Annotated in this window: 30 protein-coding genes and 1 pseudogene; 7 read left to right on the top strand and 24 right to left on the bottom strand. The window is 61.1% G+C overall.

The window, feature by feature from the left end; all coding sequences use genetic code 11:
• Positions 1-305: 305 nt before the first annotated feature.
• The gene (locus tag ODJ80_RS03995; RefSeq protein ID WP_263041019.1) at positions 306-557 is read left to right on the top strand and encodes a hypothetical protein; all 252 of its coding nucleotides are present in this window, start codon (positions 306-308) and stop codon (positions 555-557) included.
• Positions 558-596: 39 nt separating this feature from the next.
• On the opposite strand, the gene ODJ80_RS03990 is transcribed toward ODJ80_RS03995, so the two are convergent.
• On the bottom strand, positions 597-884 hold the full coding sequence (locus tag ODJ80_RS03990; RefSeq protein WP_263041018.1) for a hypothetical protein: 288 nt from the start codon (positions 882-884) through the stop codon (positions 597-599).
• A gap of 208 nt (positions 885-1092) precedes the next feature.
• Here ODJ80_RS03990 and ODJ80_RS03985 point away from each other — a divergent pair, with 208 nt between their 5' ends.
• Complete coding sequence (locus ODJ80_RS03985) at positions 1093-1623, top strand: VanZ family protein (protein WP_263041017.1); 531 nt, start codon at positions 1093-1095, stop codon at positions 1621-1623.
• Here the strand turns inward: ODJ80_RS03985 and lepB are convergent.
• The 18 genes and pseudogenes from lepB to ODJ80_RS03900 form a co-directional block, all read right to left on the bottom strand.
• Positions 1574-2038 (bottom strand): signal peptidase I, encoded by a 465-nt coding sequence (lepB, locus tag ODJ80_RS03980; RefSeq protein WP_263041016.1) that lies wholly within the window; start codon positions 2036-2038, stop codon positions 1574-1576. The genes ODJ80_RS03985 and lepB overlap by 50 nt on opposite strands.
• 160 nt (positions 2039-2198) lie before the next feature.
• Positions 2199-2276: pseudogene (locus ODJ80_RS14165) on the bottom strand (IS200/IS605 family transposase); the annotation flags it as partial.
• 134 nt (positions 2277-2410) lie between these two features.
• The gene (locus ODJ80_RS03975) at positions 2411-2773 is read right to left on the bottom strand and encodes a hypothetical protein (protein ID WP_263041015.1); all 363 of its coding nucleotides are present in this window, start codon (positions 2771-2773) and stop codon (positions 2411-2413) included.
• 92 nt (positions 2774-2865) lie between these two features.
• Positions 2866-3432 carry a hypothetical protein gene (locus ODJ80_RS03970; RefSeq protein ID WP_263041014.1) on the bottom strand — a complete coding sequence of 189 codons (567 nt, stop codon included), beginning with the start codon at positions 3430-3432 and terminating at the stop codon, positions 2866-2868.
• Between the two features lie 66 nt (positions 3433-3498).
• Positions 3499-3828 carry a zinc ribbon domain-containing protein gene (locus ODJ80_RS03965; RefSeq protein WP_263041013.1) on the bottom strand — a complete coding sequence of 110 codons (330 nt, stop codon included), beginning with the start codon at positions 3826-3828 and terminating at the stop codon, positions 3499-3501.
• Between the two features lie 462 nt (positions 3829-4290).
• A complete protein-coding gene (locus ODJ80_RS03960; protein WP_263041012.1) occupies positions 4291-4815 on the bottom strand; it encodes a flavodoxin domain-containing protein in 525 nt (174 codons plus the stop codon).
• 47 nt (positions 4816-4862) lie between these two features.
• Positions 4863-5786 carry a hypothetical protein gene (locus ODJ80_RS03955; RefSeq protein WP_263041011.1) on the bottom strand — a complete coding sequence of 308 codons (924 nt, stop codon included), beginning with the start codon at positions 5784-5786 and terminating at the stop codon, positions 4863-4865.
• A 13-nt stretch (positions 5787-5799) separates the two neighbouring features.
• On the bottom strand, positions 5800-6858 hold the full coding sequence (locus ODJ80_RS03950; RefSeq protein WP_263041010.1) for a substrate-binding domain-containing protein: 1059 nt from the start codon (positions 6856-6858) through the stop codon (positions 5800-5802).
• Positions 6855-7478 (bottom strand): 5-bromo-4-chloroindolyl phosphate hydrolysis family protein, encoded by a 624-nt coding sequence (locus ODJ80_RS03945; protein ID WP_263041009.1) that lies wholly within the window; start codon positions 7476-7478, stop codon positions 6855-6857. The genes ODJ80_RS03950 and ODJ80_RS03945 overlap by 4 nt, the downstream gene beginning before the upstream one ends.
• Positions 7478-9076, bottom strand: a complete 1599-nt coding sequence (locus ODJ80_RS03940) for a substrate-binding and vWA domain-containing protein (RefSeq protein ID WP_263041008.1) — start codon at positions 9074-9076, stop codon at positions 7478-7480. Before ODJ80_RS03940 ends, ODJ80_RS03945 begins: the two co-directional genes overlap by 1 nt.
• A gap of 133 nt (positions 9077-9209) precedes the next feature.
• Positions 9210-10580: a PhoH family protein gene (locus ODJ80_RS03935; protein WP_263041007.1), complete on the bottom strand. Its 1371-nt coding sequence runs from the start codon at positions 10578-10580 to the stop codon at positions 9210-9212.
• A gap of 252 nt (positions 10581-10832) precedes the next feature.
• Positions 10833-12242, bottom strand: a complete 1410-nt coding sequence (locus ODJ80_RS03930; RefSeq protein WP_263041006.1) for a CotH kinase family protein — start codon at positions 12240-12242, stop codon at positions 10833-10835.
• A 3-nt stretch (positions 12243-12245) separates the two neighbouring features.
• Positions 12246-12917, bottom strand: a complete 672-nt coding sequence (locus ODJ80_RS03925) for a DUF4956 domain-containing protein (RefSeq protein ID WP_263041005.1) — start codon at positions 12915-12917, stop codon at positions 12246-12248.
• Positions 12918-12941: 24 nt separating this feature from the next.
• Positions 12942-13631 (bottom strand): polyphosphate polymerase domain-containing protein, encoded by a 690-nt coding sequence (locus ODJ80_RS03920; RefSeq protein ID WP_263041004.1) that lies wholly within the window; start codon positions 13629-13631, stop codon positions 12942-12944.
• Entirely contained in the window at positions 13606-14547 is a 942-nt protein-coding gene (locus tag ODJ80_RS03915; RefSeq protein WP_263041003.1) for an MSCRAMM family adhesin SdrC, read from the bottom strand. The genes ODJ80_RS03920 and ODJ80_RS03915 overlap by 26 nt, the downstream gene beginning before the upstream one ends.
• Before the next feature lie 108 nt (positions 14548-14655).
• On the bottom strand, positions 14656-15567 hold the full coding sequence (locus tag ODJ80_RS03910) for an anti-sigma-I factor RsgI family protein (protein WP_263041002.1): 912 nt from the start codon (positions 15565-15567) through the stop codon (positions 14656-14658).
• Positions 15564-16289 (bottom strand): sigma-70 family RNA polymerase sigma factor, encoded by a 726-nt coding sequence (locus ODJ80_RS03905; RefSeq protein ID WP_263041001.1) that lies wholly within the window; start codon positions 16287-16289, stop codon positions 15564-15566. The genes ODJ80_RS03910 and ODJ80_RS03905 overlap by 4 nt, the downstream gene beginning before the upstream one ends.
• 318 nt (positions 16290-16607) lie before the next feature.
• The gene (locus ODJ80_RS03900) at positions 16608-18890 is read right to left on the bottom strand and encodes a choice-of-anchor I family protein (protein ID WP_263041000.1); all 2283 of its coding nucleotides are present in this window, start codon (positions 18888-18890) and stop codon (positions 16608-16610) included.
• A 314-nt stretch (positions 18891-19204) separates the two neighbouring features.
• On the opposite strand from ODJ80_RS03900, the gene ODJ80_RS03895 reads away from it, so the two are divergent.
• The 5 genes from ODJ80_RS03895 to ODJ80_RS03875 are packed head-to-tail and all read left to right on the top strand — an operon-like array spanning position 19205 to position 24492.
• Positions 19205-20053: a cell division protein FtsQ gene (locus ODJ80_RS03895; protein WP_263040999.1), complete on the top strand. Its 849-nt coding sequence runs from the start codon at positions 19205-19207 to the stop codon at positions 20051-20053.
• Positions 20050-21750, top strand: coding sequence for an ABC transporter ATP-binding protein (locus ODJ80_RS03890; RefSeq protein ID WP_263040998.1), 1701 nt, complete (start codon positions 20050-20052; stop codon positions 21748-21750). The genes ODJ80_RS03895 and ODJ80_RS03890 overlap by 4 nt, the downstream gene beginning before the upstream one ends.
• Position 21751: 1 nt before the next feature.
• A complete protein-coding gene (locus ODJ80_RS03885) occupies positions 21752-22597 on the top strand; it encodes an energy-coupling factor transporter transmembrane component T family protein (RefSeq protein WP_263040997.1) in 846 nt (281 codons plus the stop codon).
• Between the two features lie 26 nt (positions 22598-22623).
• Positions 22624-23625 carry a PHP-associated domain-containing protein gene (locus ODJ80_RS03880; protein ID WP_263040996.1) on the top strand — a complete coding sequence of 334 codons (1002 nt, stop codon included), beginning with the start codon at positions 22624-22626 and terminating at the stop codon, positions 23623-23625.
• Between the two features lie 51 nt (positions 23626-23676).
• Positions 23677-24492 (top strand): MurR/RpiR family transcriptional regulator, encoded by an 816-nt coding sequence (locus ODJ80_RS03875; RefSeq protein ID WP_263040995.1) that lies wholly within the window; start codon positions 23677-23679, stop codon positions 24490-24492.
• Between the two features lie 237 nt (positions 24493-24729).
• Here the strand turns inward: ODJ80_RS03875 and ODJ80_RS03870 are convergent, their stop codons facing one another.
• The 5 genes from ODJ80_RS03870 to ODJ80_RS03850 are packed head-to-tail and all read right to left on the bottom strand — an operon-like array spanning position 24730 to position 26901.
• On the bottom strand, positions 24730-25032 hold the full coding sequence (locus ODJ80_RS03870; protein ID WP_263040994.1) for a hypothetical protein: 303 nt from the start codon (positions 25030-25032) through the stop codon (positions 24730-24732).
• Positions 25033-25041: 9 nt separating this feature from the next.
• Positions 25042-25248, bottom strand: coding sequence for a helix-turn-helix transcriptional regulator (locus tag ODJ80_RS03865; protein ID WP_263040993.1), 207 nt, complete (start codon positions 25246-25248; stop codon positions 25042-25044).
• Positions 25245-25574: a DUF6442 family protein gene (locus tag ODJ80_RS03860; protein ID WP_263040992.1), complete on the bottom strand. Its 330-nt coding sequence runs from the start codon at positions 25572-25574 to the stop codon at positions 25245-25247. Before ODJ80_RS03860 ends, ODJ80_RS03865 begins: the two co-directional genes overlap by 4 nt.
• 36 nt (positions 25575-25610) lie before the next feature.
• Entirely contained in the window at positions 25611-26225 is a 615-nt protein-coding gene (locus tag ODJ80_RS03855; RefSeq protein ID WP_263040991.1) for an ABC transporter transmembrane domain-containing protein, read from the bottom strand.
• Positions 26226-26283: 58 nt separating this feature from the next.
• On the bottom strand, positions 26284-26901 hold the full coding sequence (locus ODJ80_RS03850; RefSeq protein ID WP_263040990.1) for a TetR/AcrR family transcriptional regulator: 618 nt from the start codon (positions 26899-26901) through the stop codon (positions 26284-26286).
• Between the last annotated feature and the right edge of the window lie 69 nt (positions 26902-26970).

Genomic DNA, 26970 nt, shown 5'->3' with positions numbered 1-26970 from the left:
CTGCTATATTTAGTTGTTACAAGTATAGCAGGTAATGCCGAGTTTTTTTGATTCCCACCGCATTTTACTTGCTTTTCTTTGCTGTTTCGGCTTTTTCTATTTCTCGGCATTATTCAAGTCGATGGCGAGATAGCTTTTCGGTTCCATGGAGCGCCCCCTTTCTTTTCTCTCATCTTATCACAGACGCCCTGGGGATACAATGGTGCTTTGATCCAAAAATTGGGGGTTGCGAAAATCGAATGAATGTTCTATAATGGTTTCAGATTATCGAACGTATATTCGCATTCGAGAGGAGCTGTGTCCACATGATAAGCACCTGCCGCCGGAAACAATATGTGGAAGTGGTGGCCACCCACTACATCGACGGGGGCGTGCGGCCCCAGAAAATCGTGCTGGCCACAGGCCAAGTGTACGACGTGGAGGACAGCCGGGAGGCCTCCCGGGGCAAGGCCCCCACCACCGGGGAAGTGGCGAGGAGATACCTGGTGAAAATCAAGGGCAGGGAAACCTGCCTGTACGAGGCCTCCGGCCGGTGGTTTGTGGAGATGAAGGCGTAAAAATGGAGCAGGCCTTTTACGGCCTGCTCCGGCACGGACCTACCTTCCGCCCCCGGCCAGCTCCCCCAGGGGAAAGACGGCGCCGCAGGCATCGCAGGCGTAGCGATACCGGTAGCATTTCACCCGGCTGGCGTCGATCCGGTTGGGCTTATCGCGGGAGTGAGGCATCTCCCCGTGGAGGGTCACATAGCCCTTTTCCCTGCACAGGACGCCTCCGCAGCGGGGGCAGATCTTTTTGCCAAAGAGGAAGTACCACATCTCCCTGGGGGTAAAAGAGTAGCAAAAGGCAGTGTGTTTCTCCGGTTTGGGTGGTTTGGCGGCGGCCATAGCGAGCTCCCCTTTCCGTTTTTCCTATTATCCGGCAAACAAACGGCTTCTGTCAAGGGGCTTTCGGACAGGGCCCTCCCTTACAGGGCGGCCCTTCCTGGAAAGGCCGCCGTTATCTTTTGTTAAGATTCTTTTCAGAAAATTCCCGCCCCTTCCCCTTTGACTTGTGGTATAATAGCCTCAGAATCGAAATGAGAGAAGGACACCCATGACCACGAAACGCAAAACCGCCGCCCTCATCCTGACGTTGCTCCTGCTGTGCAACCTGGGGTTTATCTGGGGCAACTCCCTGGTGAGCAAGGCCGAGTCCCACGACTTGAGCGTAGGGGTGCTGGGTTTTCTGCCCGGCTTTTTAAAAGATCTGTTCCCCAACCAGGAACAGCTGGTGCATTTTGTGCGCAAACTGGCCCACTTCACGGAATTCGCCTGCCTGGGCGGGCTGTCCGCCGGCCTGCTGGCCCTGTTCCGGAAGGTGAGCTTCCACCCGGCAGCGCATCTCTTCTGCGGCGGGTTCTTTGTGGCCGCCATCGACGAGACCATCCAGATCTTTACAAACCGGGGCTCCCAGCTCCAGGACGTGTGGCTGGACTTCGTCGGGTTCTCGGCAGGGCTTGTGTTGGTACTGGCGGTGCGGGCCATCGCCTGCCGGAAACCCCTGGGAGAGGCTGCGCAGCCTAGTCCGGAGAACATCATCTCCTTTCCGGAGGAGCGGGCCCGGCGGAATAAGAAGGCAAAATAACGGCCAAAATCTCTTTCTCCTCCAAGAACGGCAAAAGCCATTTCCTACTGTCCGCTGACGCCTCCCGGTTATCCCCCACCACAAAGAAGCAGCCCTTCGGCACAGTCAAGACACAGCTGGCGCCGGGCAGCGGTTCATTCACCGAGATGCTGCCGCTCTCGTCGTCCAAGTAAACTCTGTCCCCCTCCCCCGCTGCGATGCGCTTCACCAGGGTCTTTCCCTCGTGGCGGAAGATGACCACATCATCCCGCTCCAGTTCCCCGAAGATCCGGCTCCCTAAAATCACACTTCCTGCCGGAATGGTGGGCTCCATGGAGGCCGAAGGGACATAGCCCAAAAACAGCACAAACCAGAGCAGCACCCACACACCCAGGCACAGGGCTGCTGGTAACAGCGCCCAGCGAAATCTTCTCACATTGCATTCCCCCATATAAAAAATCAAAACCACTAGTAAACTAGTGGTTTGCTCAGACCCCAGAGGGGTCAGTACTTGCTGACTCCCTGGAAGGGGTACTGAGGGTTTGTCATCGCATCACTACTACAGGCAGCCGCTAAAAGCGGCTGTTTTCTTTTGCCTACTTTCTCTTGCTACCCGTAAACGGGTCCATATATTCCTTGATCGAGATTTGGTCACTTGCCAAATCTTCTTCTAACATAATAAATAACATAAATCCTGTTTGCGGGTTTCACTTTTCAGCCCTCATCTCTTATGTTAGTTTTGAGTATCGCATCAGGAATCGTTCCCATGATTTGCACAAAAAAGCTGCTCCACCATAATACTTCTGTCTTATTCCTGCCCGATTTGCTCCCCCACTAAATACCCGCCCAGCACCAGGACGCCGTCTTGCTCGTAGACTGGGGTGTTGTCCGCCGCATAGAGGCAAAGCCTGACCCCTTCCGATAGGCCCCAGCGCCGGCCCCGGAGGTAGACTTTCACCAACCGGCCGTCACGGGCTGCGATGACAGCCTTTGGGCGGCTGCGGAACAGGGTCTTCCCCACTTTTTGGACGGTGCCTTCCAACACCACAAACCTCCCCTGTGCGATGCGCCGGACCAGGAGAACACCCAAGCCGGCGCAGACAGCGCCGCACAGCAGAAATGGCCAGCAAAGCGCAGGGTCACAGTAGACCAGCGCCGTCACGATCAGCAAAACAAAACAGGCCCCCGCTCCGGCAAACCGGAGGAGGGCCTGTTTTCACAGGGGGGGAGGGAGTTTGCGGATCAACAGCCACATACGATCCCTCACAGCACCAACACCCTCCTCTTCTTCAGCAGCCCCAGTACCGCTTTTACCACGCGATCCCGGCAGAAGGCGTGCTCCATCTGGGCCTCCAGAATAGTATCCTGGATGGTCTCCTGGGTGTAGATGGTCTCCGTCAGCGTCTGGCTGTTTTCCTCCCCCAGGAGTTCCGGCACAGGTTTTACCCCGTGTTCCTCCAGGGAGACCAACTCTGCCATGGTGAGACGCAGCCCCGCTTCCCGCAGCCATTGGAGCGTCTGGGCTTCCTGCTTGTTCAGAGGGAGCCGCAGCTTGCCAGATTTTGCGGGGATAAGGACGCACTGGGTCAAGGCCCGGTACTCCCCGGCGGAACTGTCTTCCGTCACTTCTGCCAGGCCCATCCGCTGGAGATGCCGCAGCTCCTTCCGATGCCAGTGGTTATTCTCCTCTGCCTTGGCAAAGCCGAACCGGCCGTTGAACCACAGCCCCGCCTGGATCCCCGTCAGCTGGAAGGTGTGGCCGCCCCGCTGGATCTTCAGGATATGCTCGGTGGAGCCCTGTTCCACCAGGCCTTTTGCGATGTATTTCATCTTTCCTACCTCCTCTGATTTGACGTCTATTCCTATTACACGGCGGAGATCCGAATTTTACAACACTCACAGTAGAAAAAGAGCCGCCACACATCCGCCAATTACCAGGGCCACCCCCAGGCAGACCAATGCCACTTTCCCCATGAGGTGGGTGTCCATCCCCTCCCGCTCCCGGTCGGTGTCTATGGGTTCCACATCGTCATAATAGCCGTCGTAGTTGGGATCTACTTCGGGAGCGGCCTGGGATTTCTGGCTTCGCTTCCGGCGCTTCTCTTGGGTGGGAGCAGCCGGCTCTTGGACATTGGTCTGGTACGCAGGCAGGGCTTCCCCACACTCCGGGCAAAAAGAAAGGGCGCCGGGCAGAAGCTCAGCACCGCAAAACGGGCAGTATTTCATAGCTGGTATCCTCCTTTGGGGTCTTGGCCCAAGTTTTCACACTACCAGGATACCATGTTTTCCTTCTCCTGTCATCGGCGGGGCATGGGCAGATTGTTGCCACTTTGTGGGCGGCCAAACGTATGGGAATATCACCGCATAAATCACTGTGTAGGGAGCCTGGATGAGCACATAGGTCTTTTCATGGTCGGCAACATCCTTTCCGGATGGCGTAGGGCCGGAAGGGAAACAAAAAAGCGGCCGCACACTTGGGGGACAGAAGCGTCTCTCCCCAACAGCGCGCACCGCTTTTTCTTGCTGGCCTTTTGTAAGTTTCGGAAGGGCCATGCATCCATTCCCCCTCTCCAGCTCACTTTCCGTATACAGGAGCTTTGGGAGGTTCCCGTGTGGGCAGCGTTAAAAATGGGAAAAAGAAAGGCCGGGTTCACTCCCGGCGCTTTCTAACCCGTCCCCAGCATCGGTTTAGCGAACCGCCCCCGCAATGGGTTCCAGTGCGCTGAAGTCCACAAAGTCCACCGCCTTGTTGAAGGTCTCGATCATGGCACGTGTCTCCGCAGTTTTCTGCTCTTCCGGCTGGTTTTTTACGCTGTGATAGAGGAGCGTCATCATGGCCTTGTGCTTGAGACTCAGCTTCCGGTAATCGATGCCGCCCCGCAGGTGGAACACCTGGGTTTTCTCCAAGAGATGGCCGGGCACCTGCCGCTTCAGTGCGTTCCGGATATTGGCGAGGTTCTCCTCATCCGTCACATCCGCCAGCCCCACGGTGACAATGACCAGCCCAGTGTGCTCCCCCAGGGCTCGGAGGGTCCTTCGCAGGCCCTTGACCCCGCCGGCGTACAGGCCGCCGAAGTGGATGACCCGGCCATAGCAAGAGAGGTCTTTCACCGCCTCGCTACGGATACAGGGCAGGCGGGTTAGCTCCGAAAACCGTTCTGCGTACCGCTGGGTGGTGCCGTATTGGCTGCCATATATGATCAACTGGTCCATGTGGTATCAACTCCGCAAAAAGTGGTTAGAGGCAAACGACAGCCCCGTCAAAGGGAGGCTGCCAGCCCTGCAACACCCGTCCCCAGCAGAAAGGCCGCCGTCACCAAAAGGCAGAGGACGAACAGCCCCACAAAGAAAACCGGCAGCAGGTGGAGGGGAAGGAGCAGGTAGTCGAGAGGTTCCGGCTCCAGGGAGAACCGGCCCTTGGGGCTCTTGTAAACGGTGAGAATGTCCCCCGGTGCGAAATGCTTTTGCCGGGTGACGGCCGGGAAAAAGTCCTGGCCCTGCCCCAGGGAGAACAAGGGGTAGGAACGGACCCCGCCGTCCCCGTCGGACTCCTGCACCCAGCCCACAAATTTGGCTTGGCGCGGCTCCCACTGGCCCAATAGGGAGCGGGCAACCCAGGCAAGGGGGCGGAAGGCGTCCCGCAGCACAGGCAGGAACAGGCCCCAAGCAAGGGCCGCCCCCGTTGCCCCGGCCCCAAAGCCCACGAGCAGGGCCAGCCCGCTGCCTGCCGGGTTGGGGTGGTCTACGGTGTAGTCGGAGAGCTGGGCCGCCACGGTTTTTCCGCCCAGCAGCAAGAGGAGAAACACTGCCACAGCCACCGCCGCCAAAATCGCCCACAGCACCCACCAGGAGCGGATGTCCTTCCACAGGGCCCACTCCCCGGTGGAGCGGCGGTACAGCACCCGCACCCGCTGGCCCAGGGCAGGGGCGGCCAGCACTTTGGGGAAATCCTTTTGCAGGGAGACCTCCCGCCCTTCCAGGGAAAGATGCAAAATCACCCTGGCGGGGGAGCGGTCCCCGTCCATGGAATCGGCGCCGTTCCAGGCGGGGGTGACGCTGACCCCTGCCACCTGGCCCCAGAGCTTTTCCCCGTCCCGCCAGCTACTGCGCCGCCGCAGCCCCGACCAGGCGAGGACGGCAAACAACAGGCCCAGCCCCAGGGCCAGCAAGCTCCACTTCCACATAGATTGTTCCTCCTTACGAAAGGGCGGCGATGATGGCCTCCATCACCGGGGCGCCGGGCATGGGGGCCACCTGGATGACCTCCTCCGCCACACCCTCCACCCCGAATTGGGCGGTGTCCGTGGGGGCGTCGTACACTCCGGTGCGGAAGCCGTGGTTCTCCCAGGCCAGGCGCTGCACCTCCTCGTCCAGCAGGGCGTCGATGCCCTGGGCCCCGGCCTCATCCAGGGCGATGAACACATGGGAGGACCACACCGTGGGGGTAGGGTACACCAGCACGATGTCCCCTTTGATCTGCTCCCAGGTCTCCGGCTCCTGCACGGCGAACTCCAACAGCTGGCTCTCGTACCCGGCGATGAGGGGTTTTGCCCCCATGCCGGTTTTCAAAAACTGGTCGAACAGGTCCGAGGAGGAGCTTTCCATGTACCCCAGCTTCTGGAACAAAGCCTGGAGCCGGGGCAGCAATTCCGGCAGGTCCTCCTCCCCCACGGAGCCGCCGCAGAGCACATTGGCCAACAGCCCCGCGAACATATTGCCGGAGTTGGACTTGGCCGGGTCGGTGGTGCCCACGGTGACGCTGCCGTACAGCTCCGGCAGGCCCACGTCGCTCCACTGGGCGCCGGACTCCATCAGCGCCACCAGCTGTTCCATATCCGCAGTGAGCACCCCGCCGCTCTGGGAGAACACACCCTCGGCAGTCAGGGCTTCCGCCACCGCGGCATGGGTGTACAGCACGATGGGGGTGTTAAAGACAATCTGGCTCTTTTCTGGGGAGCCGCCCTCCCGCTCGAACAGCTCCAGAGCCGTCTGGTTGGAAGGGAACAGGAAATCCTGGCCGGTGCGGTCCAGGGTGGTCACCATCTCGATGGAGCCCGCCCGGTTGTAGTCCAGGGACAGGCGGTATTTGTCTTTCAGAATTTTCTGAACCTGTTCATCTTCCAGCAGGCCGATCTTCTCGCCCCCCACATAGCCGGTGATCTCCGTCACCTGGGTGGACTGGGAGAACCACACATAGCCCACGGCCCCCAGGGCCACCACGATGAGGAGCAGCAGGCCTATCCACTTCGCTTTCATTTCGTCCCCTCCTTTGGCAGAAGCTCCGGCCCCAAGGCCGCTTTCAGCACGTCGATCTCCACCTGGGTGTCCATCAGCTCCCCGGCCAGCAACTGGTCGTACTGCTTTTCAAAGGCCTGGTTGAGCAGGGGCAGGGCCTGCTCGGTGCGCTGTAGCAGGTCCACCACCTCCGGCGAGCGCACCCCCGCTTTCTGAAAGGCCTGGTACCGCTCCAGCAGGTGGGCGGCGGTGTCCAGGTAGTAGAGGAAAAACTGCCGAGCCTGGGGGAGCTTCCCCGGCTCCTTTTCCAGGTAGCTTACCAGGCTGCTGCCAGTGGTCCACAACCGGCGGACCTGGTCCCTATCCTGGGGGCTGTCCATAATTTCCTCCGCCTGGGCCAGCACAGCCAAGTCTTTGCGGGCTTCCGCCAGAACCGCCTGGTATTCTTCTTCATCCACACCGTAGGTCATGCGCAAGGTCTGCTCCTTGGCCTTGGGGGCCAGCAGCAGGTAGACGCCCCCATAGAGCCCCGCGGACAGGGCCAGCCCCACCAGGGGATGCCACTTGAGCACCAGGAACAGCAGCAAAAACAGCCCCGCCGCGGAGATGGCAGCAAAGAGCACCCGTTTCCATTCCCTCATCAGTTATACCCCTTTACGCTGCGGAAGGCCCCCACCAGGTCCTCCCGGCCGTCGAAAACTCTCGCATTGGTGAGCTCCGCCAGGTCCTCCAGCTGGCTCTCGTCCGCATCCCCGAACATGATGGAAAACACCGGCACCTGGGCCCCCTGCTCCTGGTAGGCGTCGGCAAACTCCCGGAAGGAGCCCTCGGACTGGCCGTCTGTCAGCAGGATGATGGCCGGGGTGTACTGGGCCAGGTCGTAGTTTTTCAGCTCCTCCAGCCCCCGGAGGGCGGCAGCGTACATATCGGTGCCGCCACCTGGCGCTAAATCCTGCACAGTAGTGTTCAGGGCTTCCAGCTCCGCCCCGTTGCCCTGGGCGGTGCAGACTTCCATGGGCTCGCCGCTGAAGGGGATGAGGATGTTCACCTCCCGGCTGGAGGCCTGGAGGAAATGTTCCTGGGCGTTGGATTGGATGAGCAGCTGCTCCATAGCCTCTTCCAGCTGCTGGTTCCCCTCCCCGTCCATGCTGCCGGAGTAGTCCAGGCAGTAGACGTTGAGGGAGGGCTTTTTGAATTCCGTCTGGTACAGATCCAGGGCCTGGAACAGTACCTCCTGGGCGGGCATCTTCATGGGGGAGAGCACCCGGTCCGGCTGCAGGCCCCAGTCCTCTCGGAACACGTCCCGGTTTTCCTCATTCACCCCGGTGTAGCTGGACCGCCGCCCCGTGCGTTGGATGGCGCTCTGGATTTCGTCAGAGAGCAGGTACTCCTGCAATTTCAGAAATAGCCCCTCCTTCTCCCCATCCCCCTGGTCCACATAGGCCAGGGGGGAGTCGGCGATGGTCAGGCCGTCGGTGGGATACACCACATACAGGGGCTCCCGGCCCTGGACTTCCAGCTCCTGGTTGGCCTGGATCACCAAGCACTCGTAGTTGACCATGGCGTCAAAGTCCCCTTGGAGGAACATATCTTTCAGCCAGTCGGAGCTGCCAGAGGAACGGTCCACCCCGGAGAGGAGTTCGGTCATTTGGTCATGGAGAGCTTCGCTTTCCAAATCCTCTGCGGTGAGAGCCTCCGGGTTCCCCAGCAGGGCGTAGAGGAACCCGATGTAGGCGCTGGCCCCGGAGTTGGACTGGGTGGCGCTGGTCATGCAGAATTTCAGCGCCCCGCTGCGGATGGGCTCCAGCAAATCCCCCACCGAAACCTCCTTTCCCACAAGGCCCAGCTCCTGGGCCAGGCTCTGCCGGATGCCGAACACCACCGGGGTGATGGAGATGGACTCGGCATGCTTGAGATTCAGGGGCGTGTCAGCCGCGTCCAGCCACAGGGAGCTGGCGGGCCACACGGCGTCATAGGAAAAGGAGTCCTCCTCCAGAGCCCGCATAATGTCCAGGGAGCCCTGGTAGCTCATCTCGATGCGCACGCCTTCCGATTTGGCGAAGGCCTCTAAAATAGGTTCCAGCTCCCGGTTTTCCGAGCCGGACACGATCCTCAATATTTTTCCGCCGCTGCCCAGCACGGCGTCGGCGCCGCTGTCCCTGGCACTGTCACAGCCAGCGAAAAGCATCGCTGTGGTCAAAAGGACCAGCAGCAATGTCACAAATTTCCGAAGTCTCATATAGTCCTCCTTGGGTTGGGCATAATACCCCAGCTTCCACTCCTATTCTAAGAGAAACAAGCCTGCCTTTCTACCGCACCAAGGAAAAGGCCAGGTTAGGACTGTGTGAAGTTTGGGGAATGAGCCTGAGGCTTCACATCCTGGTCACAGCATCCATGGCTAAGGCGGAACGCTCGCATTCCTCCGGGGCCATGGTGATCTGGTAGCAGAGGGGGCTGCCCTTCATCTTCTCCGCGGCATAGGAGAGGCCGTTGGTGCGCTCATCCAGCAGGGGGTTGTCTATCTGTTGGGGGTCTCCCAGCAGGATGATTTTGGTGCCCAGCCCTGCCCGGGTGATGATGCCCTTGGCCTGCTTGGGGGTCAGGTTCTGGGCCTCGTCGATGATAAGGTACGTTTTGGTGACGGAACGGCCCCGGATGAAGTTTAAGGCCTGGGCCGCGATGTACCCCCGGTCGAACAGCTCCTCGATCTTCCCGGAGAGGCTGCGCTCATCGGCGTAACGCTCCTTCTCATCCTGGTCCACCAAGAGCTCCAGGTTGTCGATGACGGGCCGAAGAAGGGGCGCGATCTTTTCCCCCTCGTCCCCCGGCAGGAACCCGATGTCGTCGTCAAACTGGGCGTTGGGCCGGCTGATGAGGATGCGCCGGTACACCGGCTCCTCCCGCTCCAGCATGGCGTCCAGACCCACGGCCAGGGTATAGAAAGTCTTGGCTGTGCCCGCCATGCCCTTGACAATGACCAAGGGAGCTTCCTCCGGCCCGGTGAGCAGTGCCTCCTGCAAAAACTTCTGGCCCACGTTTCGAGGGGAGACGCCGTAGGGCTTTTTTCGCTGGTATTTTAAGGGCACCACGTGCTTGCCGTCAAACCGTCCCAGCTGGGTCTTTTTGACGGATTGGTCGGCCCGTAAGATCACAAACTGATTGGGCACCAGCGCCACGGACAGCCGCTCCCCGCTTTCGTCAACCTGGTACAGGTCGTCGGAAGAGATCGGCTTCTTTTTGAAGTTCTCGAATTTCTTCTCACTGACGTATACCTCACACCGGCCGGTGTACTGCTCCTCAGTAACAGGGGCCTGCTCTGTGGTGAAGTCCTCGGCCTCGATGCCCAGCATCTGGGCTTTCAGCCGTACCACGATGTCCTTGGTCACCAGGATAACAGGGCGTTCTTTCTCCCCAAGCCCCAGACAGACCTTTAAGATACGGTTGTCGTTTTTGTGGTCGGGAAACCCCTTGGGCAGCTGGACCTCCACGCAGTTTACTTCCAATCGCAGGCTGCCGCCGTTGGAGAGGGCCACCCCTTCCAGCAGGTTGCCCCGAAGGCGCAGGCTTTCCAGGTAGCGGATGGCCTGGCGGGCGTTGCGGCCTGCCTCCCCCTCGGTGGATTTGAGACTGTCCAACTCCTCCAGCACCGCCAGGGGCAGCACAATCCGGTTGTCCTCAAAACATTTCAGAGCGTAGGGCGCCTGGATGAGCACGTTGGTGTCCAGCACATAGGTCTTTTTCATGGTCGGCAACTTCCTTTCCGATGACGTAGAGCCGGAGGGAAAACAAAAAGCGGCCGCGCACCTAGGGGACAGAAGCGTCTCTGTCCCAACAGCGCGCACCGCTTTTTCTTGCTGGCCTTTTGTAACTTGCGGAAGGGCCATGCATCCATTCCCCCTCTCCGGCTCACTTTCAGTATACAGGAGCTTTGGGAGGTTCCCGTGTGGGCAGCGTTAAAAATGGGAAAAGGAAGGGCCGGGAATGCACCCGATTCTCTACCGCATTCCTTGCTTGAGGTCTGCAAAGTCCCCCAATGCGCCCAGGTCCAGGTGGGAGGCGTCCACGCCCTCCTCCGGCCGCTGGAGCTGCTGGGCCAGGGTGGCGGGGCAGCGGCCCTCCAACTGACCCCGGGCGGCCTCTCCTCGGAGCAGGCAGGCCTGCTCTAAGGTCTCCACCGCCAGCCGGTGGTCCTCATAGGAGCAGAAGGCGGTGGGGTCTTTCTGCACATAGGGGGCGATCCGAACCGCCGCTTCCCAAAGTTCGGCGGAAAGCCGGCCGCTCTCCACGTATTCCTCCAGGAACCAGTCGAAGTACGCCTGGTACTGCTGGAAATATTCCTCCACCTGCATCAGGTTGTGGTAGAGTGGGCGGTTTTTCATATGCTCCCCGGGGGCGGGGGTGAGGATGGGATAATTGATCAGGACGTTGGGGTCCCGGATGGGCTCGCTCATGCCCAGGGCGTAGGTGCCAAAAGCCAGGTTGTAGTCCCAGGGGAGGATGGAGAGCTGCCCCTCCTCCTCGTAAAGGAAATAGTTGTGGCCGGTGTGGCCCAGGTAACTGTCCCAGTTCATCAAAAACACCTGGCCCACAAAATACCGCAGGGCACCGTCCACGTTTACGGCCGATTCCAGGTTTTCTCCGATGTTCAGATCTTCCAGGGACTGGATAAGCCGCCGCTTGTCCGCCGCATCGGGAGAAAATTTGGCGTTGCCGAAAATGCCCGGGTAGCTCTCCGGGTCATCGTCGATGTAGCGCAGGTGCACGTCATGGTTTTCGTCGGAAAGGAGCCGGTAATCGGGCTTATAGAGCTGGCCGTGGTTTACGCCGAAATTCCGCCGGGCAAAGGACTCCTCCGGCTCTTCCACCGCCAAGAACAGGCCCCAGGGCTCCCCGTTCACCGTCACCCATGCGAAACTGCGCAGCGGCGCAGGCACGCCCAGAAAGTCCATGATGTCATAGGCCAGGTAGGTTTTCAAGTAGCTGTTGTCCTGGAAGGAGGCGTCCAGGGAGAACTTGTCCAGGCCGTGATAGCTGCCCCCCTCCCTGTAGTGGTCGAACTCCAGCTTCAGGCTGTAGCGGGAAAGGCCGTGTTCTTCGGTCAGCCGCAGGGAGTTGTTCCCCTTGGCCCGCAGCCCCACCTGGTGAAAGGCCTCCCCATCGATCTCCACCGTAGCGGGGATGTACGCCTCCTCCGGGGCGCTTTGCAGGAAGGCTTCCCAATCCTCCACCTGCAGGTCGATGATGTGAACCGTTCCCTTGTCAAACAGCCGGGAAACGTACCCAGGATTTTCCTCCGCCGGCAGGAGCAGCCCGGCATTCCCCCCTGCCCACAGTAGCAGGCAGAGAATCACAGCCAGGGCCGCTCCCGCCAGGCACAGCTTATCCCCATGCTTTGATGTGACCATGGCTCACCCCATGTAGTCCCCGTTGTAGGAGACCAGCACCGCCCGGCCCACGCCCTCCATGCGCTCCAGCTCGTCTAAGAAGGCGGCGTCCCCCTCTTTCAGGCGCACCTCCCAGTGGAGCTCCACCAGGCCCTGTTCCACCGACTTGCTCTTTAATTGCATCCGCTTCACCTGGGAGGCGATGAGCTCTTTGGCCCGGTTCTCCGCCTCGCCGCTGTCGCAGTGAACCATGAGGATGTAGGGGGTATCCGGCGACCTGCGCCTGGAGAAAGCGTAGAGCACCGCCCCGATGAACAGGCTGCCCCCCACCGCCAGAAACACCAGCCCCGCCGCCAGGACAATCCCTGCGGCGATGGCCCAGAACAGGAAAGCGATGTCCATGGGCTCTTTGATGGCGGTGCGGAACCGGACGATGGACAAGGCCCCCACCATGCCCAACGACAGGACGATGTTGCTCACCACCGTTAAAATGAGCAGGGTGGTGATGAGGCACAGGGCCACCAGCGTCACCCCGAAGCTGGGGGAGTACATCACCCCGGCGTAGCACTGCTTGTAGATGAAGAACACAAACAGCCCCAGCAGGAAGGAAAGCACCAGGGCGAAGGCCATGTCCAGCAGAGGGACGGCAGCGGCTTTTTCCAGAAAGCTGGTCTTAAAAATGTCTTGGAACGTCACGGGCATGGTCATCCTCCTTACTCGTCAGTCGAATCGGCGGCACAGGGCGTATTTGGAGCAGGTCCCTGCCCGCCGGTCGGGGGTCTGCACCGCCAGAGAAACGATCTCCGGCAGGAATTCATTGTATTTCACTTCCAGCACAGTGACCCCCGGCAGGGCGGGCAGCAGATCTTCCGGCCGGAAAAAACTCTCCGGGCCGCCGGAGCGGATGTCCCGGTCCAGAGTGACGCGCACGTTCCCCGGGGCGAAGATGAAGGCCTCCCGCCGGTAGGCCACCACCGTTTTTGGGGAAAGTTTGGAGAGCTTGCTGGCAAATTCCAGGAGCAGGGGTTCTCCCCGCTCCAGAAGGAATGTGCGCTCCCCAGAGAGGAGGCGCCTTCCCTCCTCCACCGTAAGCCTGGCGCCGCGTTTGCCGCACAAGCCGTTTACCTTCCACTTCTTCTCCAGCTTGAGGAAGCCCGGCGCCTCCCCGTAGTACCGCAGGCGGAACTTCTCCCGGCGGTTTACCCCGTCCAGCTTCTGGCGCAGGGCGGTGTCATAGGGGTCGTCGAAGTAGAGGCTCACCACCCGGTAGACGCCCTCGGGCCCGGCGTGGGGGTCCCGGGGGAACAGCTTCCCCAGCCTTTGGGAAAGCACCAGGTCCTCCCGCAGGTTGACCTGGTGCTTCTCCTCATGGCGCAGCCTGGGCTCAGTCGTCGTAACCGGAATCGCCATAGCCGCTGTCTCCTCCATCGTAGCCGGAGTCGCCGTCATAGCCGGAATCCCCATGGTATCCGGAGTCCCCGGAGGGGTACACGGGCTGCACGGGAGGCACGTAGTAGTCGGTGTCCCCGTCGCTGCCGGGGCCGTAATCCGTGTCCACGATCACCGGGGCGGGGACCGGGGTGGCCGCCGGAGCGGGCGCTGGGGTGGGGGTGTAATCCGTCACTCCATCGCCATTGGGGCCGTAGTCCGTGTCGTCGTAGTCGGTGACGCCATCGTTGTTGGGGCCGTAATCCGTGTCGTCATAGTCGGTGACGCCATCGTTGTTGGGGCCGTAATCTGTGTCGCCGTAGTCGGTGGCCTTGGAGGCGGAGCTCCCGGTCTGCGCTTTGCTTTCAGGCTTGGGCGTGGCTTCAGCCTTCTTGTCCTTGGTGAGGCTGGAGGCCGTGTCCTTCTTGGAATCGTCATCCCCATCATTCTCGCCGGTGAGATTCACCTGGGAGGAAAGCTTCAGCTCCTTCACCGTTTCCTCCGCACTGCGGCCCATGTCCTCCAAAAAGTCGTCCCGGGGCTCTTTAGAGCCAGGTTCCAGTTCCAGGACAATGCGCCGCCCTTCGCCTTCCACCTCCTCCACAAAGTAGCCGGCCTCGTGGATCTCCTCCACCAGCTCCTGGACCACCACCTGGCAGTCCTTGCCGATGTAGTCGGGGTAGGCCGCCACGATCTCCTTGCCGTCCCCGTTCTCCCCGGTGAGGGAGAGGACCTTGCCTTCTTCGTCATAGGCGATCTGGATTTCCGGGTTCACCCGGAGGGTGAGGGTCCCTGCCGGGACACTGCCGGCCTGGGGGGCGTCTCCGCAGCCGGTGAGAAGGGCTGCCGCCAGGACAGCCAGGGAAGATGCCGCTGCAAAAAACTTTCTTCTTTTCATGGTGTTTGCTCCTCTCGCAAATAGATTGGCTTGGCTTTTTGCCTTACACCCATAGAATACGGGGGCCGTGTTCCAAAAACGGGGTGGGGAGGAAGTATTTTTCAAAAATCACTCATCATAGCCGGAATCGCCATACCCGCTGTCTCCCCCATCGTAGCCGGAGTCGCCCTCATAGCCGGAGTCCCCGGAAGGCTGTACCGGCTGGGCCGGGGGCACGTAGTAGTCGGTGACGCTGTCGCTGCCGGGGCCGTAATCCGTGTCGGTGTACACGGGAGCGGGAACCGGGGTGGGCGCCGGTGTGGGTACCGGAGTGGAAACCGGCGTCGCCGTGGGGCTGGGGGTGGGTGTGGGCGTTGGCGACGGGGTCGGAGACGGTGTGGGGCTGGGGGAAGGCGTGGGACTGGGGGTGGGATGCGCCATGGCTTCCACGTCCTCCGCCACGTAGGGCACCACTTCCACCACCACGGAGAGCTTCCCCTCCAGGTGGTCCTCCACCTCCTGGCGCAGCTCCATGCCGTATTCCTGGAACAGAGCCTCCTCCGGGGTGTCGATGGAAAAGTTCACCGTTCCGCCCTCCTCCAAAAAGCCCAGCGCAATGGCCCGGTCCAACAGGTCATCGGCCACGTCTGTGGGGTCATCCTCAGAAAGCTCGTAGCCCTGGAGCAGGGTTTCCCCATCCCCGTTGGTTGGGGCCAGGCCGATTACGTCCCCGGCCTTGTTCAGCTCCATGCGCACCTGGGGGTTGATGGTCATATAGATGGAGGAGTACACACTGGTGGCCTGCTGGTACAGGGGGAGAATCACGGCGAATACCAGGCAGGCGGCCACAGCCGCCAGAGCCGCCCCGCCCCCGGCGAACAGGAGGATGAGCCTGCCCTTCTCGGATTTTTCCCGCAGCAGCACCGGGTCTGTCACCGTTTGCCCCACCTGATAGTGGAGGTTGGCCGCTTTCAGGAACCGGCCCTCCTGGTCCAGAAGGACGGCGTAGCTCCGCTTCGTCTCCATGACAAGATAGCTCATCGCGCCTTCCCTCCTTTCAGGACCTGGGCCAGGTGGCCCCGGATGATCTCGTACCCATTGGTGTAGATGAGCAGCAGTGCCACCAGGTACTTTCGGTGGCGCTCCAGGGTCTTGCGCTCCACCCCGCTGCCGTCGCTGAGCTTCCCCAGGGGCAGCCGCTTAGTCTCCAGCAGCTCGTCCAGCAGCCAGGGGTTTTCCTTGGCGTACTCTACCGCCCTCCGGCAGGCGGAAATGGTGCGCTCCTGCTTGGGGCAGTTGTCCGCCACATCGCTGAGGCCTACCCCAAACTCCCCCATCTGCCGGGAGAGCTCCTCAATCTCCTGGCGGGTGGCAAGGCGGTGGGCGGCCTCCTCCTGGTCATCCCCCTCCTGGGGAAGGACGTCCCCCAGGCTGAGGCCTTCCTCCTCCCCCTGGGGCGCGTCCAACGACAGGTGGCCCCGGTGCCGCCGCTCTTTCCGCTCATAGTCGATGAGCCTGCTGCGGATGAGCAGGGCGGCATACTTTAGGAAAGAGCCCCGCCGGGGCTGGTAACCTCCAATGGCCTCGTGGAAAGCGATCATGGCGATGCTCAGCTCATCGTCCTCCTCCCGGGGCGGGCGCTTTAAGAACTTCGCCGTCTCCGAGCGGACGAAGGGCAGGTAGTCCCCAATGAGCCGGTCCGCCGCCTGCACGCTCTCCTTTGCCAGGTTTACTTGTTCCAAAATTCCCATTTCCTCATGCATTTTACCAAACCCTTCCGGTGGTAGAATACGCAGGCACTGTTCCAAAACCGGGGTCGCAAAAGGCCCCGCCTGTTTTGTCATGCCTCTCCAAGTTAAGAATAGCGGAACTCCCCATACAAAAAAAGAAAGAACAGGATAAATCTGGGTGAAACTTAGGTAAAATCTTCCCTGGAGAGACCTTTCGTGATGGAGTGGGGTACCTCTCCTTGACAGGCCCTTTCCTCAGTACTGTGAAAACAGGGAGCGGAGGGCGCCCGTCGGAAAGATAGAAAAAAGACCGGGATCTCTCCCGGCCTTTTCCGTAAGTTTCGCTTTGGTTTATTTCTCCGCCAGGTTCTGGTCGAACCGCATGAGGATGGCAGCGGCCTGGGCACGGGTGGTATTCCCGGCGGGGTCCAGGGTGCCGTCGTCGTGGCCGTTGATGAGTTCGTTGCCGTTGGCCCAGGCCATGGCGGGGAGGGCCCACTCCTGCACGGAATCGCCGTCGGGGAAACGGCTCAGGTCGCCCTCAGCGCTCAAGTCGCAGTCCTTGTACTTGGCGTAGTTGTACAGCATCTGGGCGAACTCTTCCCGGCTGATCTCGTCGCCGGGGCGGAACGTCCCGTCCCCGTCGCCTTCCGCCACCTTGTGGAGCCTGGCCCAGCACACAGCCTCCGCGTACCAGGCCTCCCCGTCCACATCCGTGTAGGGGTTCTCCAGGTTTTCATCGGAAACGTCCGGCTGGTCCTCCAGGTTATAGAGGATCTGCGCAGCCATGGCCCGGCTCAGGTTGGTCTCCGGCGCAAAGGTGGTGCCGCTGGTGCCCTCCATCAGGCTGTTTTCATAGGCGTACCCCACGGCCTCCAAGTACCACCGGCCCTCTTCCACATCGGCAAAGGGCAGGACAGTCAGGGCTTTGTCCCCCAGCTGGTACACGGCCACGGTGCCGGAGACCTCGCAGGCGGCCAACAGCAGGGGCTCCCCGTTGGGGCTCTTCTCCCCATCCAGGAACAGCAGCCCTTCCGGGGCCACGTCGCCGCCGGTGACCCACTTGTCCAGCTCCCCGTCCTCGTACTGCTCCGAGCCCTCTACAATCGCATCAAAGTCCCGGGTGTTGATGCAGTTGACAAAGGCGGCTCTCTCGGGGTTCGATACGTCATAGACCATGATGCCGCCGGTGCGCTCCAGGGCCACAAAGGCGTAGGTCTTGCCGTTTACCGCACCCAGGGTGACGCTCTCCGGTTCCGGCCCCTTTTTGCCGGAGCGGTCGTCCAGCATGGCGTTGTCGTTGGAGGTGTTGTAGTAGTCGGGCACGTACTTTGCGGTGAGGGATTCAAAATCGCTGCCGCTGGTGAACACTTCTGCAAGGCCATTCTCCGTTACCTGGAAGATGGTAAAGGTGCGGCCGCCGAAGAGGTAGTCCTTGGTCCCGTCCAGGCCGTCGAAGTCCCCGCTTTTGAAAAACACCACCTTGCCCGTCAGGCCGGACTCCCCGGTGATGGTGCCGGCGGGAGAAGCAGCCCCCTCGTCGCCGAAGTCCACCTCTTCCTCGTTTAAGTAGAAGGTGCCGGCGTCCTCGTCGCCCCACTCCCGGGCGTCCCCCTCGTTGGCGGTGGCCAGGTAGGTCTCCCCGCCCACGGTATAGGCGGCGATGGCGTCGGGCATGCGGATGCCCAAAAGGCCCTCATAGGTCTTGGGTGCGTAGGCGTCGTCCTTCTTGTCCAGGTCGATGGGGGTCTCGCCGTAGTCCTCGAAGCCAAGGGGGTACACGCCCTCAAAGGTCTTACTGGCAATGTCCAGGGCAGCAATGGCGTTGTTCTCTTGCAGAGTTACGTAGGCTTTGCCCTCCGCCACAGCGATGTACTCCGGCTCCAGATCCACCGAGGGGGCGGTGTCCTTCTTTAGCACCACGCCGGCTTTTGCCAGGGCGTCCCGCTGGGCGTCAAAGGCGGAGAAGTCCACCACGGTGCTCTCCCCTTTTTCCACGTCCACCACCGTGACGGTGCCCTTGGGGTCCACGGTGCCCTCTCCGTAGCCCTCCCGGGGTTCCCCCTCGTCGGCGGTGAGGGCGGTGGCGCTGTCCGCAAAGGTCACCATGTCGGGCTGGGCCCCGGTCTCCACCAGGCCCTGTAAGGTGAGGCTCCCGTCCTCCCCGCAGGTGAACAGGGCCACCCGGCCGGGGTCGTTGTGGCCCTCCGCCTGAAGGGCGGCGGCCAGGGTGGCGTTATCGGGGGAGATGGCCACCGAGGTCATATCCCCGTACTGGAAGGCGCTGTCCTCAGCCTCCACCAGGGCCTTCACGTCGATGTCCGTGCCGGGCAGCTCCTCCACATGGACCCCGGCAGCAAGGCCGGAGAGGGGGATGGCCGCCAGCTTGCCGCTCTGGCCGTTGATGGCGTAGGCGTAGCCGGTGCCGCTGTTGTAGGCGACGATCTCCATCACCCCGCCGTCCACGTTGTATTGTCCGGAGCTGTACCGGGCGATCTGGGTCAGGTTCAGGGCGGCGGCGCCGTTCTCATACCCTCCTGTGGGAAGGCTCTGGGCGGACGCGGCGGCGCCCACCTGCAGGGCCAGGGCAAGGCCCAGGGCCAGGGACGCGGCGCGCTTTGCTTTGTGTTTCATGGTGGTTGTCCTCCTGTTTTCTGTGTTGCAGCCCGGCGGGGGATGGCATTTTCCGTCCTCTCCCCCACCGGCGCTTTTCCGGCGTAAGGTCTGCCATCTCCCAGTTTACAGGAACAGGAGGGGTTTGGAATCGGCTGGGGGTAAAATCTTTGGGAAAAGATAGTAAAGGCACTGAGGTATGAAATTTTCTTTTCTATTTCCAAAATCTTGAAATTTTATTTTCATTTAACGCTACTACGCTGGCAGATTTTCCGGTGAAGGCCTACAATGGCGGTGCAAGCGAGAGAGAATCGAAAAAAGAGAGGAAGAGCAAAATGGAACTTTCCAAAAAACAGACGGCGACCCAGTCGCAAAAATTGATGGTCTTTGTGCTGACCATGGCCCTGTACGGCCTGGCCACCCTGTTCACCGAGCTGATCCCCAGCTTTCAGGCGGGGCTGGTGGAGTTTTCCGTGGAATACTTTCTGTTTATCCCCCTGACCCTGGCCATGCTGTTCGACCCCATGTCCGCCGCCCTGGGCGCCGCCACCGGCGAGCTGGTGTTCAGCGAGATCATGCTGGGGCAGTTCGGCGGCCTGGGGGAGCTGGAGAAGTTCCTCACCGTCACCATCGGCGTGTATGTGGCCGGCCGGCTGGTGAAAGACCCCCGCAACTATAAGATGGTAGGCTTTGCGGCCATCTTTGGCACCGCTTTGCAGCTGTTTTTGGGCATGGTGGTGGACATCTGCAAGGTGCAGTTCGCCGTGGAGGACTTTGAGGCCGTCCCCGGCCTGCCGGAAAGCGTCTTTGCCACCGAGGGCTTCGCTTTCTTAAACGACCTGCTGTTCTCCGGCATCCTGTTCTGCCTGCTGCCCACCCTGTTCCTGGTGCCCCGGCTCTACGGAAAAATCGAGCCCCTGCTGGGCATGGCCCCCCGCACGGAGAAGAACTCCCTGGGCGGCATCAGCCTCAAGATGGTGCTGGGCTGCGTCATCGCCTTTGTGTGCGCCGCGGCCGCTGAGCTGCTGGCCACCAGCGGGCTGTCCCTTATCGACTGGGAGACCGATTGGGCCGGGAGCGGCACCGCCATCGCCATCGGCCTGGTGATCGCCGCCGTGGTGGCCATCGGGGCCATCCTGGTGCTGAAAGCCCGGAGCGGGAAGGAGCAGGCCAAGGCGGAATGAACATCATCGAGATCGAGGACCTTACCTACACCTACCCCGGCGCGGAAACGCCCATCCTGGACCACGTAAACCTGCAGGTGGAAAAAGGGGATTTTCTGGCCATCGTTGGCAACAACGGCTGCGGAAAATCCACCTTTTGCAAAACTTTAAACGGCCTGATCCCCCACTTTATCACCGGGGAGTTTTCCGGCCGGGTGCTGGTGGACGGGGTGAACACTCTGGAGGCGGATGTGGGCGCCCTGGCGAAAAAAGCCGGGTATGTGTACCAGGACTTTGAAAACCAGATCGTGCGGCCCACCGTGCTGGACGATGCCTCCTACGCCTGCCTGAACTACGCCATGGGGGACTATGAAAAGCGAGGCAAAGAGGCCCTGGCCCTGTGCGGCCTGGAGGGCCGGGAGCAGGACTATGTGTGGTCCCTCTCCGGAGGGCAGACCCACCTGCTGGCCCTGGCGGGGGCGGTGTCCCTGGGGCCGGAGGTGCTGATTTTGGACGAGCCCATCGCCCAGCTGGACCCAGGCCACGCCGACCGGATCTATGGGGTATTGAAAGAGCTCAACGAGAAGCACGGCAAGACCATCCTGGTCATTGAGCACCACACGGAGTACATCGCCGACTACTGCAAGCATGTGGTGCTCATGCGGGACGGGAAGATCGCCTGGAAGCTCCCGGCAAACGAGGCCCTGCGCCGGGTGGGGGAGCTGCGGGAGTCCAACATCTTCCCGCCCCAGGTGACCCTTGCCGCCGACGGGCTGCGGCGGAAGGGCGCCCTCCCCTGGGAGCAGGCGCTGCCCACCACGGTGGAGGAGGGAAAGGCGGCCTTCTCCCCTCTCTCCTACCGGGAAAATCCGGCGCCGCCGGAAGCCGCCCCCCGCCGAGAGGAGGAACCCGCCGTGGAGTTCCGGGGGGTGTCGGTCTCCTACCGCTCGGTCAAGGGGGAGCCCCGGAAAATCTTTGCGGGGCTGGATTTGACTATCCGCCGGGGGGATAAGGTGGCCCTCATCGGCTCCAACGGGGCGGGGAAATCCACCCTGATGAAGCTGATGGTGGGCCTCCTGAAACCCAGCGAGGGGGAGATTTTCCTGAACGGGGACAGCATCCACCGGAAACGGACGGAGGACCTGTCCCGGCAGATCAGCCTGGTCTACCAAAACCCGGAGCAGATGTTCATCCAGGACTCCATCCGGGCGGACATCGCCTTTGCCATGGAGGCCCGGGGCGTGGAGCACTATAAGGAGCGCACCCAGGAGCTGCTCGCCCGGTTCCGCCTCTCCCCGCTGCAGGAGCGGGACGGGCGGCTGCTCTCCGGCGGGCAGATGCGCCGGGCCAGCCTGGCCATTGGCGTGGCCTTAAACCCGGGCATTTTGCTGCTGGACGAGCCAACCGCCAACCTGGACATCGCCACCCGCCGGGAGATTATGAAGACCCTGGAGGACATGAAGGAGATTACCGGCACGGTGATGATCGCCACCCACGACATGCAGCTGGTGTGCCAGTGGGCCCAGCGCATTGTGGTGCTGAAAGACGGCCAGGTGGCGGCCGACGGCACCCGGGACCAGATCTTCGGGGACCGGGCCCTGCTGGAGGAGGTGGGCATCCGCCCGCCGGAGATCTTTTCCATGGGCCAGGCCCTGGACCAGCGCGCCCTGTGTTACACGGTAGAGGAATTCCTTGACAGCTTTGGGGAGGGAGCCTAAGATGGAGCTGGGAACGAAAACAAAAAAGAAGCTTTCGGAGAGCGTGCTGGACAAGTTCTCCATGGATTTTCTCCGAAACCAGGTGCTGAAAAACGCCTACGGCAACGACGACACCGTCATCGCCAAGCTGGATCCCCGCATTCTGATTGCGTGGTACCTGTTCTTCGGCCTGACGCCCTGGTTCGTAAATGACCTGTGGTTTTTGATGGCCAGCTTCCTCCTGGTGGTGGCCACCACCCTGCTGGCCAAGGTGGCCGGGCTGGTGCTGCTGGTGTTCGCCCTGGGGGTGTTCTCCCAGACGGGGTACCTGCTGCTGGTCTCCCTGCTGTTTGGGGGCAACGGGGACACGGTGGCCCCCCTGCTGGTGCTCACCCTGAAGGTGGCCACCTGCTCCCTGGCCTCGGTGACGGTGTTCTCCGGCCTGGACCCGGACAAGCTCTCCTGCGGGCTGATGTGGTTCGGCTGCCCGGAGCGGCTGTCCTTCTCTATCTCCTACGCCTACCGGGTGCTGCCTATGCTCATGGAGGAATTCCAAAACATCCTCCTCTCCTTCCGACTGCGTGGCAATCCCCCCATCCGGGAGGGCTTTGTGGGCAGCGTGAAATACCTGTGGTACCAAATCAAGACCGTGATGCACGCCTTCTATCCCCTGATGCTCAACACCGCCAAGCGTTCCCGCACCACGGTGGAGGCTTTGGAGATCCGGGGCTACCGCAACGCCGCCGTGGACAAGACGGTGAAAAAGATGAAGCTGGCCGCCCTGAAGGTCTCTTACAACGACCTGCTGTTTTTGGCCGTCTCCCTGCTGTGGATCGCCCTGGCGGTGCTGGCGTCCACCCTGGCCTGATCTCGGAAAGAAAAGAGGAACCACCTTTGAAACTGGATTTTCACACTCATGGGAAGCTGGCAAAGCGATTGCCCTTCTCCACCACCTACACCGACTGGCTCTTTGGCGAGGCCAAGGCCGCAGGCCTTTCCGCTTTGTGCCTGACGGAGCACTTCAACACCCTGCAGTTTGACGAGCTGTACGCCTATCTGGCCGGGAAAAGCCGCCGGGAGGGGGACGCCCTGGTGCTGCCAAACGGCCTGCGGGTCTTCCCCGGCATGGAGACGGACATCCAAGAGGGCGGGCACATCCTGTCCATCGGCCCCTTGGAGGCTATTTTAGAGCTGAACCAGCGGCTGGCCCCCTACAAACAGCCGGGGGCTTTCCTCCCTTTCGCAAAGCTGCGGGATCTGTTTGACCAGTACCCCGTGCTGGTGGGCGGCGCCCACCCCTACCGGGAAGGGGGGCACATCCCCCAGCTGCCAGAGGAGCAGCTTGCCCGCCTGGATTTTCTAGACTTAAACGGCAAAGACCTGGCCACGGACCGCCAACGGGCGGAACGCCTGACCAAGGCCCTGGGGGAGTGTCTGGGGAAGCCAGTGGTCTCCGGCAGCGACACCCACCAGGCCGTGCAGTACGGCTGTGTGTGGACGGAGTTTGCGAAAGACTTCTCCACCGTGGGGGAGCTAAAGGAGGAGATGGAGGGCGGGCGGTATGCCGTCACCGTGGCGGAGAACGCTACGGAAAAGGTGAAAACCGCCACCCTGCTGAAGCGGGCCCTCAAGGAGATCCACGCCCTGGGCGGGGACTATGTGGCGGTGCTCACAGGCCCGGAAAAGGACCGGGAGCACGGGCCCTCCTACGGGGAGCGGATCGCCGTCCGTCACAAGGCGGTGGTGGTGGACTACGCCCCCCAGGCCGGCAACATGGCGAAAGAACTGGAAGCCGCCGCCGATGAGATGGCCCAAACGGGTTGGGAACTGGCGTCCTCCGCTGTGACGCCGGGGGCCAAGGGCATCCTGCTGTTTCGCAAAAAGGGCGCCGAATAAAACTGCGCCCCATCACAAAGGCTGTATTTTCCAAGAAAGAGAGGCTGCGCCGTGACCATCCAATACCCCGCCATGCCCGACCAACTGACGAAAAGCGAAGGGGAAATCCTGGATTACATCTCCGCCAACCCCAGGGAGTTTTTGCAGGGCTCCATTGGGGACGTGGGGAAAAAGCTGGGGGTCTCCGGCACCACACTGTCCCGGTTTGCCCGGCGGGTGGGCTGCGGGGACTACAAAGGCCTCAAGCGCCTGGTGGCCCGCCAGGAGGAGGCCGCCGGCCCCGCCGCCAAGCTGCTGGCGGCCCAGCAGGGCTTTACGGCGGAACGCTGGCTTGCCCGGCAGCAGCTCTGCCTGCAAAAGACCTTGGAGGCCCTGGATCCATCTGCCTTTCAGCAGGCGGTCCAATCCCTGCTGGAGGCGCGACGGGTGTTCATCCACGGGAAAAGCGCCTCGGCCTCCCTGGGGCAGCTGCTGCAGTTCCGGCTGCGGCGGCTGGGGCTCCCGGTGAGCCTGCTGCCCTCCGGCGGCTCGGAACTGCTGGAGGGCCTCGCCCAGGCGGGAGGGGGGGATCTGGTGGTGCTGTTCAGCTTCTCGAAAGTGTCCTGGGAGGGCCGGACCATCCTGGACTACCAAAAGCGGGCGGGGTACCGAACCCTGGCCTTTACCAGCCGCAGCTACCTGCCGGAGGACCAGCGGGCGAATATCAACCTGTTCGCCTACCGGGGCGAGGCCAAAGAGTACCACTCCATGGCGGCCCCCGCCGCCCTGCTGGACGCCCTGGTGGTGGCGGTGTCGGAGGAGCTGGGGGACCAGGCCGTGCAGCGGCTCTCCCGCCTCCACCAGATGAAAAAGGCCTACCGCACCTAGCGGCCGGGCCGGGAGGGCCTTGCCCCATTGAAAAGAAATCGAAAAAAGGAAGGTCCCTGTTACAGGGGGCCTTCCTTTTCCCATACCCAGTGAACGTAGAAAATGGACGGCGCAAGCTGCACCAAACCTCCGGCGTGGGCGGATTGTTGCCTTTTTTTGTATTTTCAGGATTGCAGACTCAGCCTGCGAAGCGCTCTCTTGTGGCACAGTCGATGATAGAGAAGCAAAGGAGTTTGCTCAAAAGATACCATGGTTGTACTTAATTTGCCCATAGAGAATACAGGCAAACCCTAAGGCCAGGACCGGGATCGCAATATAGGGCGCAATCCCCACCTTCCAAAATGCCACGAGACAGGCCAGTATCAGCGCAACGCCGATAAGCAGCGTCCCCGTGCCCACCGCTTTTCCGTATAGGGGGACGTCCTCCTCCCGCACATTTCGCCGGTTATAGGAGTGGATCGTGCTAATATTCCTCCGAATATTCACCACACCGATCACGGCTGCGACAATCCCTATGACCAGGAACATAACGTTTTCCATAGCGGCCTCCTAAAAATAGAATAACTCCTCAAACTTTTTCTCAAACGCAATACACAGAATCAGCGCCAATTTCGCTGTGGGGTTGAACTGGCCCGTTTCGATGGAGCTGATGGTGTTGCGGGAGACGCCCACCAAATTTGCCAGCTGAGCCTGAGACAGGCCCTTGTCCTGGCGGGCTTCTTTCAACCGGTTTTTCAGCTTTAGCTCCTCCGTCACAGGCGCACCTCCCATAGACGTTGCACCAAACCCGCAAAGGCAGCCGCCATCAAAGCGAAAAACAGCAGCGCCACCACCAGGTCGGTCTTGCGTTTCTGTTTGAGGAACCGCACCAACCACTGGGTCGCCATCATGCCGAAATAGATGGACCAAGGACCGTAAAGCATCTTGCGTGCCAGCACAGACCCCAGCAGTGTGACGACGCAGCAAAGCAGCGCGCCTACCCTCGCACTGTGACTTCCCACAAGATAGAGAAGCTCTTTCTCCGGCAGATCTCTATTTTGGTTCTCCTTACGGCTGGCCTGCAAAATCTCCTCCCTGTTCATAACGGGTCCTCCTTGACAAGTTTTCTTTGCGCGATTCTAACACTGACAAGTTTTCTTGTCAAGGGACTTTGCAAAGCTGACGTTTTTGCCGCCCATCATGGTAAACATGGAGAGGATGGAGATCACCGCCGCCAGCAGACAGGCGCAGCCCATCCGCCAGTCAAAGACGAACATCAGCACCAGCATGGCAAGGAATAAGGTGATGGTGCCTACAATGTCGGCCAGGTTGTGGGCCAGCAGTGTCTCAGTATCAGCGGCGGCCGCATCCAGCCGCCCGCGGATCAGGCCGGAAGCATTGGCATCGAAAAAGCCCAGCGGGGCCTCCATCACATGGGCTGCGCCCCTTTTTCGGATATTGGCCGCTGTGCGGAAGGCCGCCAGGTGAGTACACATCAGCCCAATGAAATACAGCACGATGCCGCCCACCGCCGATGCAAAGGCCAGCCAGCCATACCGGGTGATACTTTGCGCCTCCCTCCAGTTTGGAGCCGCCTCGATCAGATCCCGGGCAACCAGCCAGATACAGATGTAGGGGGCCATGCTCAGCAGCATGGATACCGCCGACAGGAACAGTCCTAAAAAGGTCAGCCCCCTGTGGCTTCCCGCATAATCCAACAGGACAGCCACATCGCTTTTTTTCTTTTGCTTCATGCAAAAACCTCTTTCTGTAAGTTAGCAATAACTAATCAATGTTCAAAAAAGACAGGGGTTATCCCCCCATCAATTTCAGCCATCCGGCGGTGTAGAAGTCCCGGAGGTGATCCACGTCCCGCAGGGCCTGCTCCCGGGGCATATCGTGGACCACGATCTCGAAGATGCCGCTCATCATTCCGCTGGCGATGATGTGACACAGAGACTGGCTCAGTTCCGGGATGTCCCGGCCCAGGCGGCGGAGCACCTCCATGTATTGGAGGGTGTACTCCACTTCCACCTCCACCATGTTGTGGACAAAGTGCTCATAGCTGGTGCCCTCCGCGCGGGTGAGGAGCAATTTCACCGGCTCCCGGTGCTGGCAGATGTAGTCCACCATCCAGTGGACGCAGCTGTTGGATTCCTCCCCCATGTGCTCCGGCTGCTGCTCCTCAGGCAGCTCGGCAAAGGAGGTCTGGGCCTCCATAAACTTGCCCATGAGGGCGGCGGCGTGGGGCTCCACCAGGGCGTTGAACAGGGCCTCCTTGCTGGAGAAGTAGCCGTAAAAGGCCCCGGTGGTCACCCCGGCGTTTTTCACGATCTGCCGCAGGGAGGCACCTTGAAACCCTTTGTCCAGAAACTCTGCCAGTGCGGCTTCTCGGATTTTTTCCAGAGTGGCGGTGGTTCTCTCTTCCATGGGGCAGCCTCCTTATAACAATGTTATATAACATCGTTATAATACAACCGGCGGGAGCGTTTATCAAGG

It is taken from the genome of Acutalibacter sp. LFL-21, assembly GCF_025630755.1.
GTDB lineage: Bacteria > Bacillota > Clostridia > Oscillospirales > Acutalibacteraceae > Acutalibacter > Acutalibacter stercoravium.
Note: the sequence above shows the minus strand (reverse complement) of the source record. Positions and strands in the feature narration are given on the sequence as shown.

Bases quoted from the DNA above. Each gene is read 5' to 3' on its own strand.
- ODJ80_RS03910 (WP_263041002.1), bottom strand. From the start codon at position 15,567: ATGAGCTATCTTGTCATGGAGACGAAGCGGAGCTACGCCGTCCTTCTG.
- ODJ80_RS03970 (WP_263041014.1), bottom strand. From the start codon at position 3,432: ATGAAATACATCGCAAAAGGCCTGGTGGAACAGGGCTCCACCGAGCAT.
- ODJ80_RS03935 (WP_263041007.1), bottom strand. From the start codon at position 10,580: ATGAAAAAGACCTATGTGCTGGACACCAACGTGCTCATCCAGGCGCCC.
- ODJ80_RS03855 (WP_263040991.1), bottom strand. From the start codon at position 26,225: ATGAAGCAAAAGAAAAAAAGCGATGTGGCTGTCCTGTTGGATTATGCG.
- ODJ80_RS03905 (WP_263041001.1), bottom strand. From the start codon at position 16,289: ATGCATGAGGAAATGGGAATTTTGGAACAAGTAAACCTGGCAAAGGAG.
- ODJ80_RS03940 (WP_263041008.1), bottom strand. From the start codon at position 9,076: ATGAGACTTCGGAAATTTGTGACATTGCTGCTGGTCCTTTTGACCACA.
- ODJ80_RS03890 (WP_263040998.1), top strand. From the start codon at position 20,050: ATGAACATCATCGAGATCGAGGACCTTACCTACACCTACCCCGGCGCG.
- ODJ80_RS03995 (WP_263041019.1), top strand. From the start codon at position 306: ATGATAAGCACCTGCCGCCGGAAACAATATGTGGAAGTGGTGGCCACC.
- ODJ80_RS03960 (WP_263041012.1), bottom strand. From the start codon at position 4,815: ATGGACCAGTTGATCATATATGGCAGCCAATACGGCACCACCCAGCGG.
- ODJ80_RS03985 (WP_263041017.1), top strand. From the start codon at position 1,093: ATGACCACGAAACGCAAAACCGCCGCCCTCATCCTGACGTTGCTCCTG.
- ODJ80_RS03930 (WP_263041006.1), bottom strand. From the start codon at position 12,242: ATGGTCACATCAAAGCATGGGGATAAGCTGTGCCTGGCGGGAGCGGCC.
- ODJ80_RS03885 (WP_263040997.1), top strand. From the start codon at position 21,752: ATGGAGCTGGGAACGAAAACAAAAAAGAAGCTTTCGGAGAGCGTGCTG.
- ODJ80_RS03860 (WP_263040992.1), bottom strand. From the start codon at position 25,574: ATGAACAGGGAGGAGATTTTGCAGGCCAGCCGTAAGGAGAACCAAAAT.
- ODJ80_RS03870 (WP_263040994.1), bottom strand. From the start codon at position 25,032: ATGGAAAACGTTATGTTCCTGGTCATAGGGATTGTCGCAGCCGTGATC.
- ODJ80_RS03895 (WP_263040999.1), top strand. From the start codon at position 19,205: ATGGAACTTTCCAAAAAACAGACGGCGACCCAGTCGCAAAAATTGATG.
- ODJ80_RS03950 (WP_263041010.1), bottom strand. From the start codon at position 6,858: ATGAAAGCGAAGTGGATAGGCCTGCTGCTCCTCATCGTGGTGGCCCTG.
- ODJ80_RS03990 (WP_263041018.1), bottom strand. From the start codon at position 884: ATGGCCGCCGCCAAACCACCCAAACCGGAGAAACACACTGCCTTTTGC.
- ODJ80_RS03920 (WP_263041004.1), bottom strand. From the start codon at position 13,631: ATGGCGATTCCGGTTACGACGACTGAGCCCAGGCTGCGCCATGAGGAG.
- ODJ80_RS03900 (WP_263041000.1), bottom strand. From the start codon at position 18,890: ATGAAACACAAAGCAAAGCGCGCCGCGTCCCTGGCCCTGGGCCTTGCC.
- ODJ80_RS03915 (WP_263041003.1), bottom strand. From the start codon at position 14,547: ATGAAAAGAAGAAAGTTTTTTGCAGCGGCATCTTCCCTGGCTGTCCTG.
- ODJ80_RS03955 (WP_263041011.1), bottom strand. From the start codon at position 5,786: ATGTGGAAGTGGAGCTTGCTGGCCCTGGGGCTGGGCCTGTTGTTTGCC.
- ODJ80_RS03850 (WP_263040990.1), bottom strand. From the start codon at position 26,901: ATGGAAGAGAGAACCACCGCCACTCTGGAAAAAATCCGAGAAGCCGCA.
- ODJ80_RS03945 (WP_263041009.1), bottom strand. From the start codon at position 7,478: ATGAGGGAATGGAAACGGGTGCTCTTTGCTGCCATCTCCGCGGCGGGG.
- ODJ80_RS03965 (WP_263041013.1), bottom strand. From the start codon at position 3,828: ATGAAATACTGCCCGTTTTGCGGTGCTGAGCTTCTGCCCGGCGCCCTT.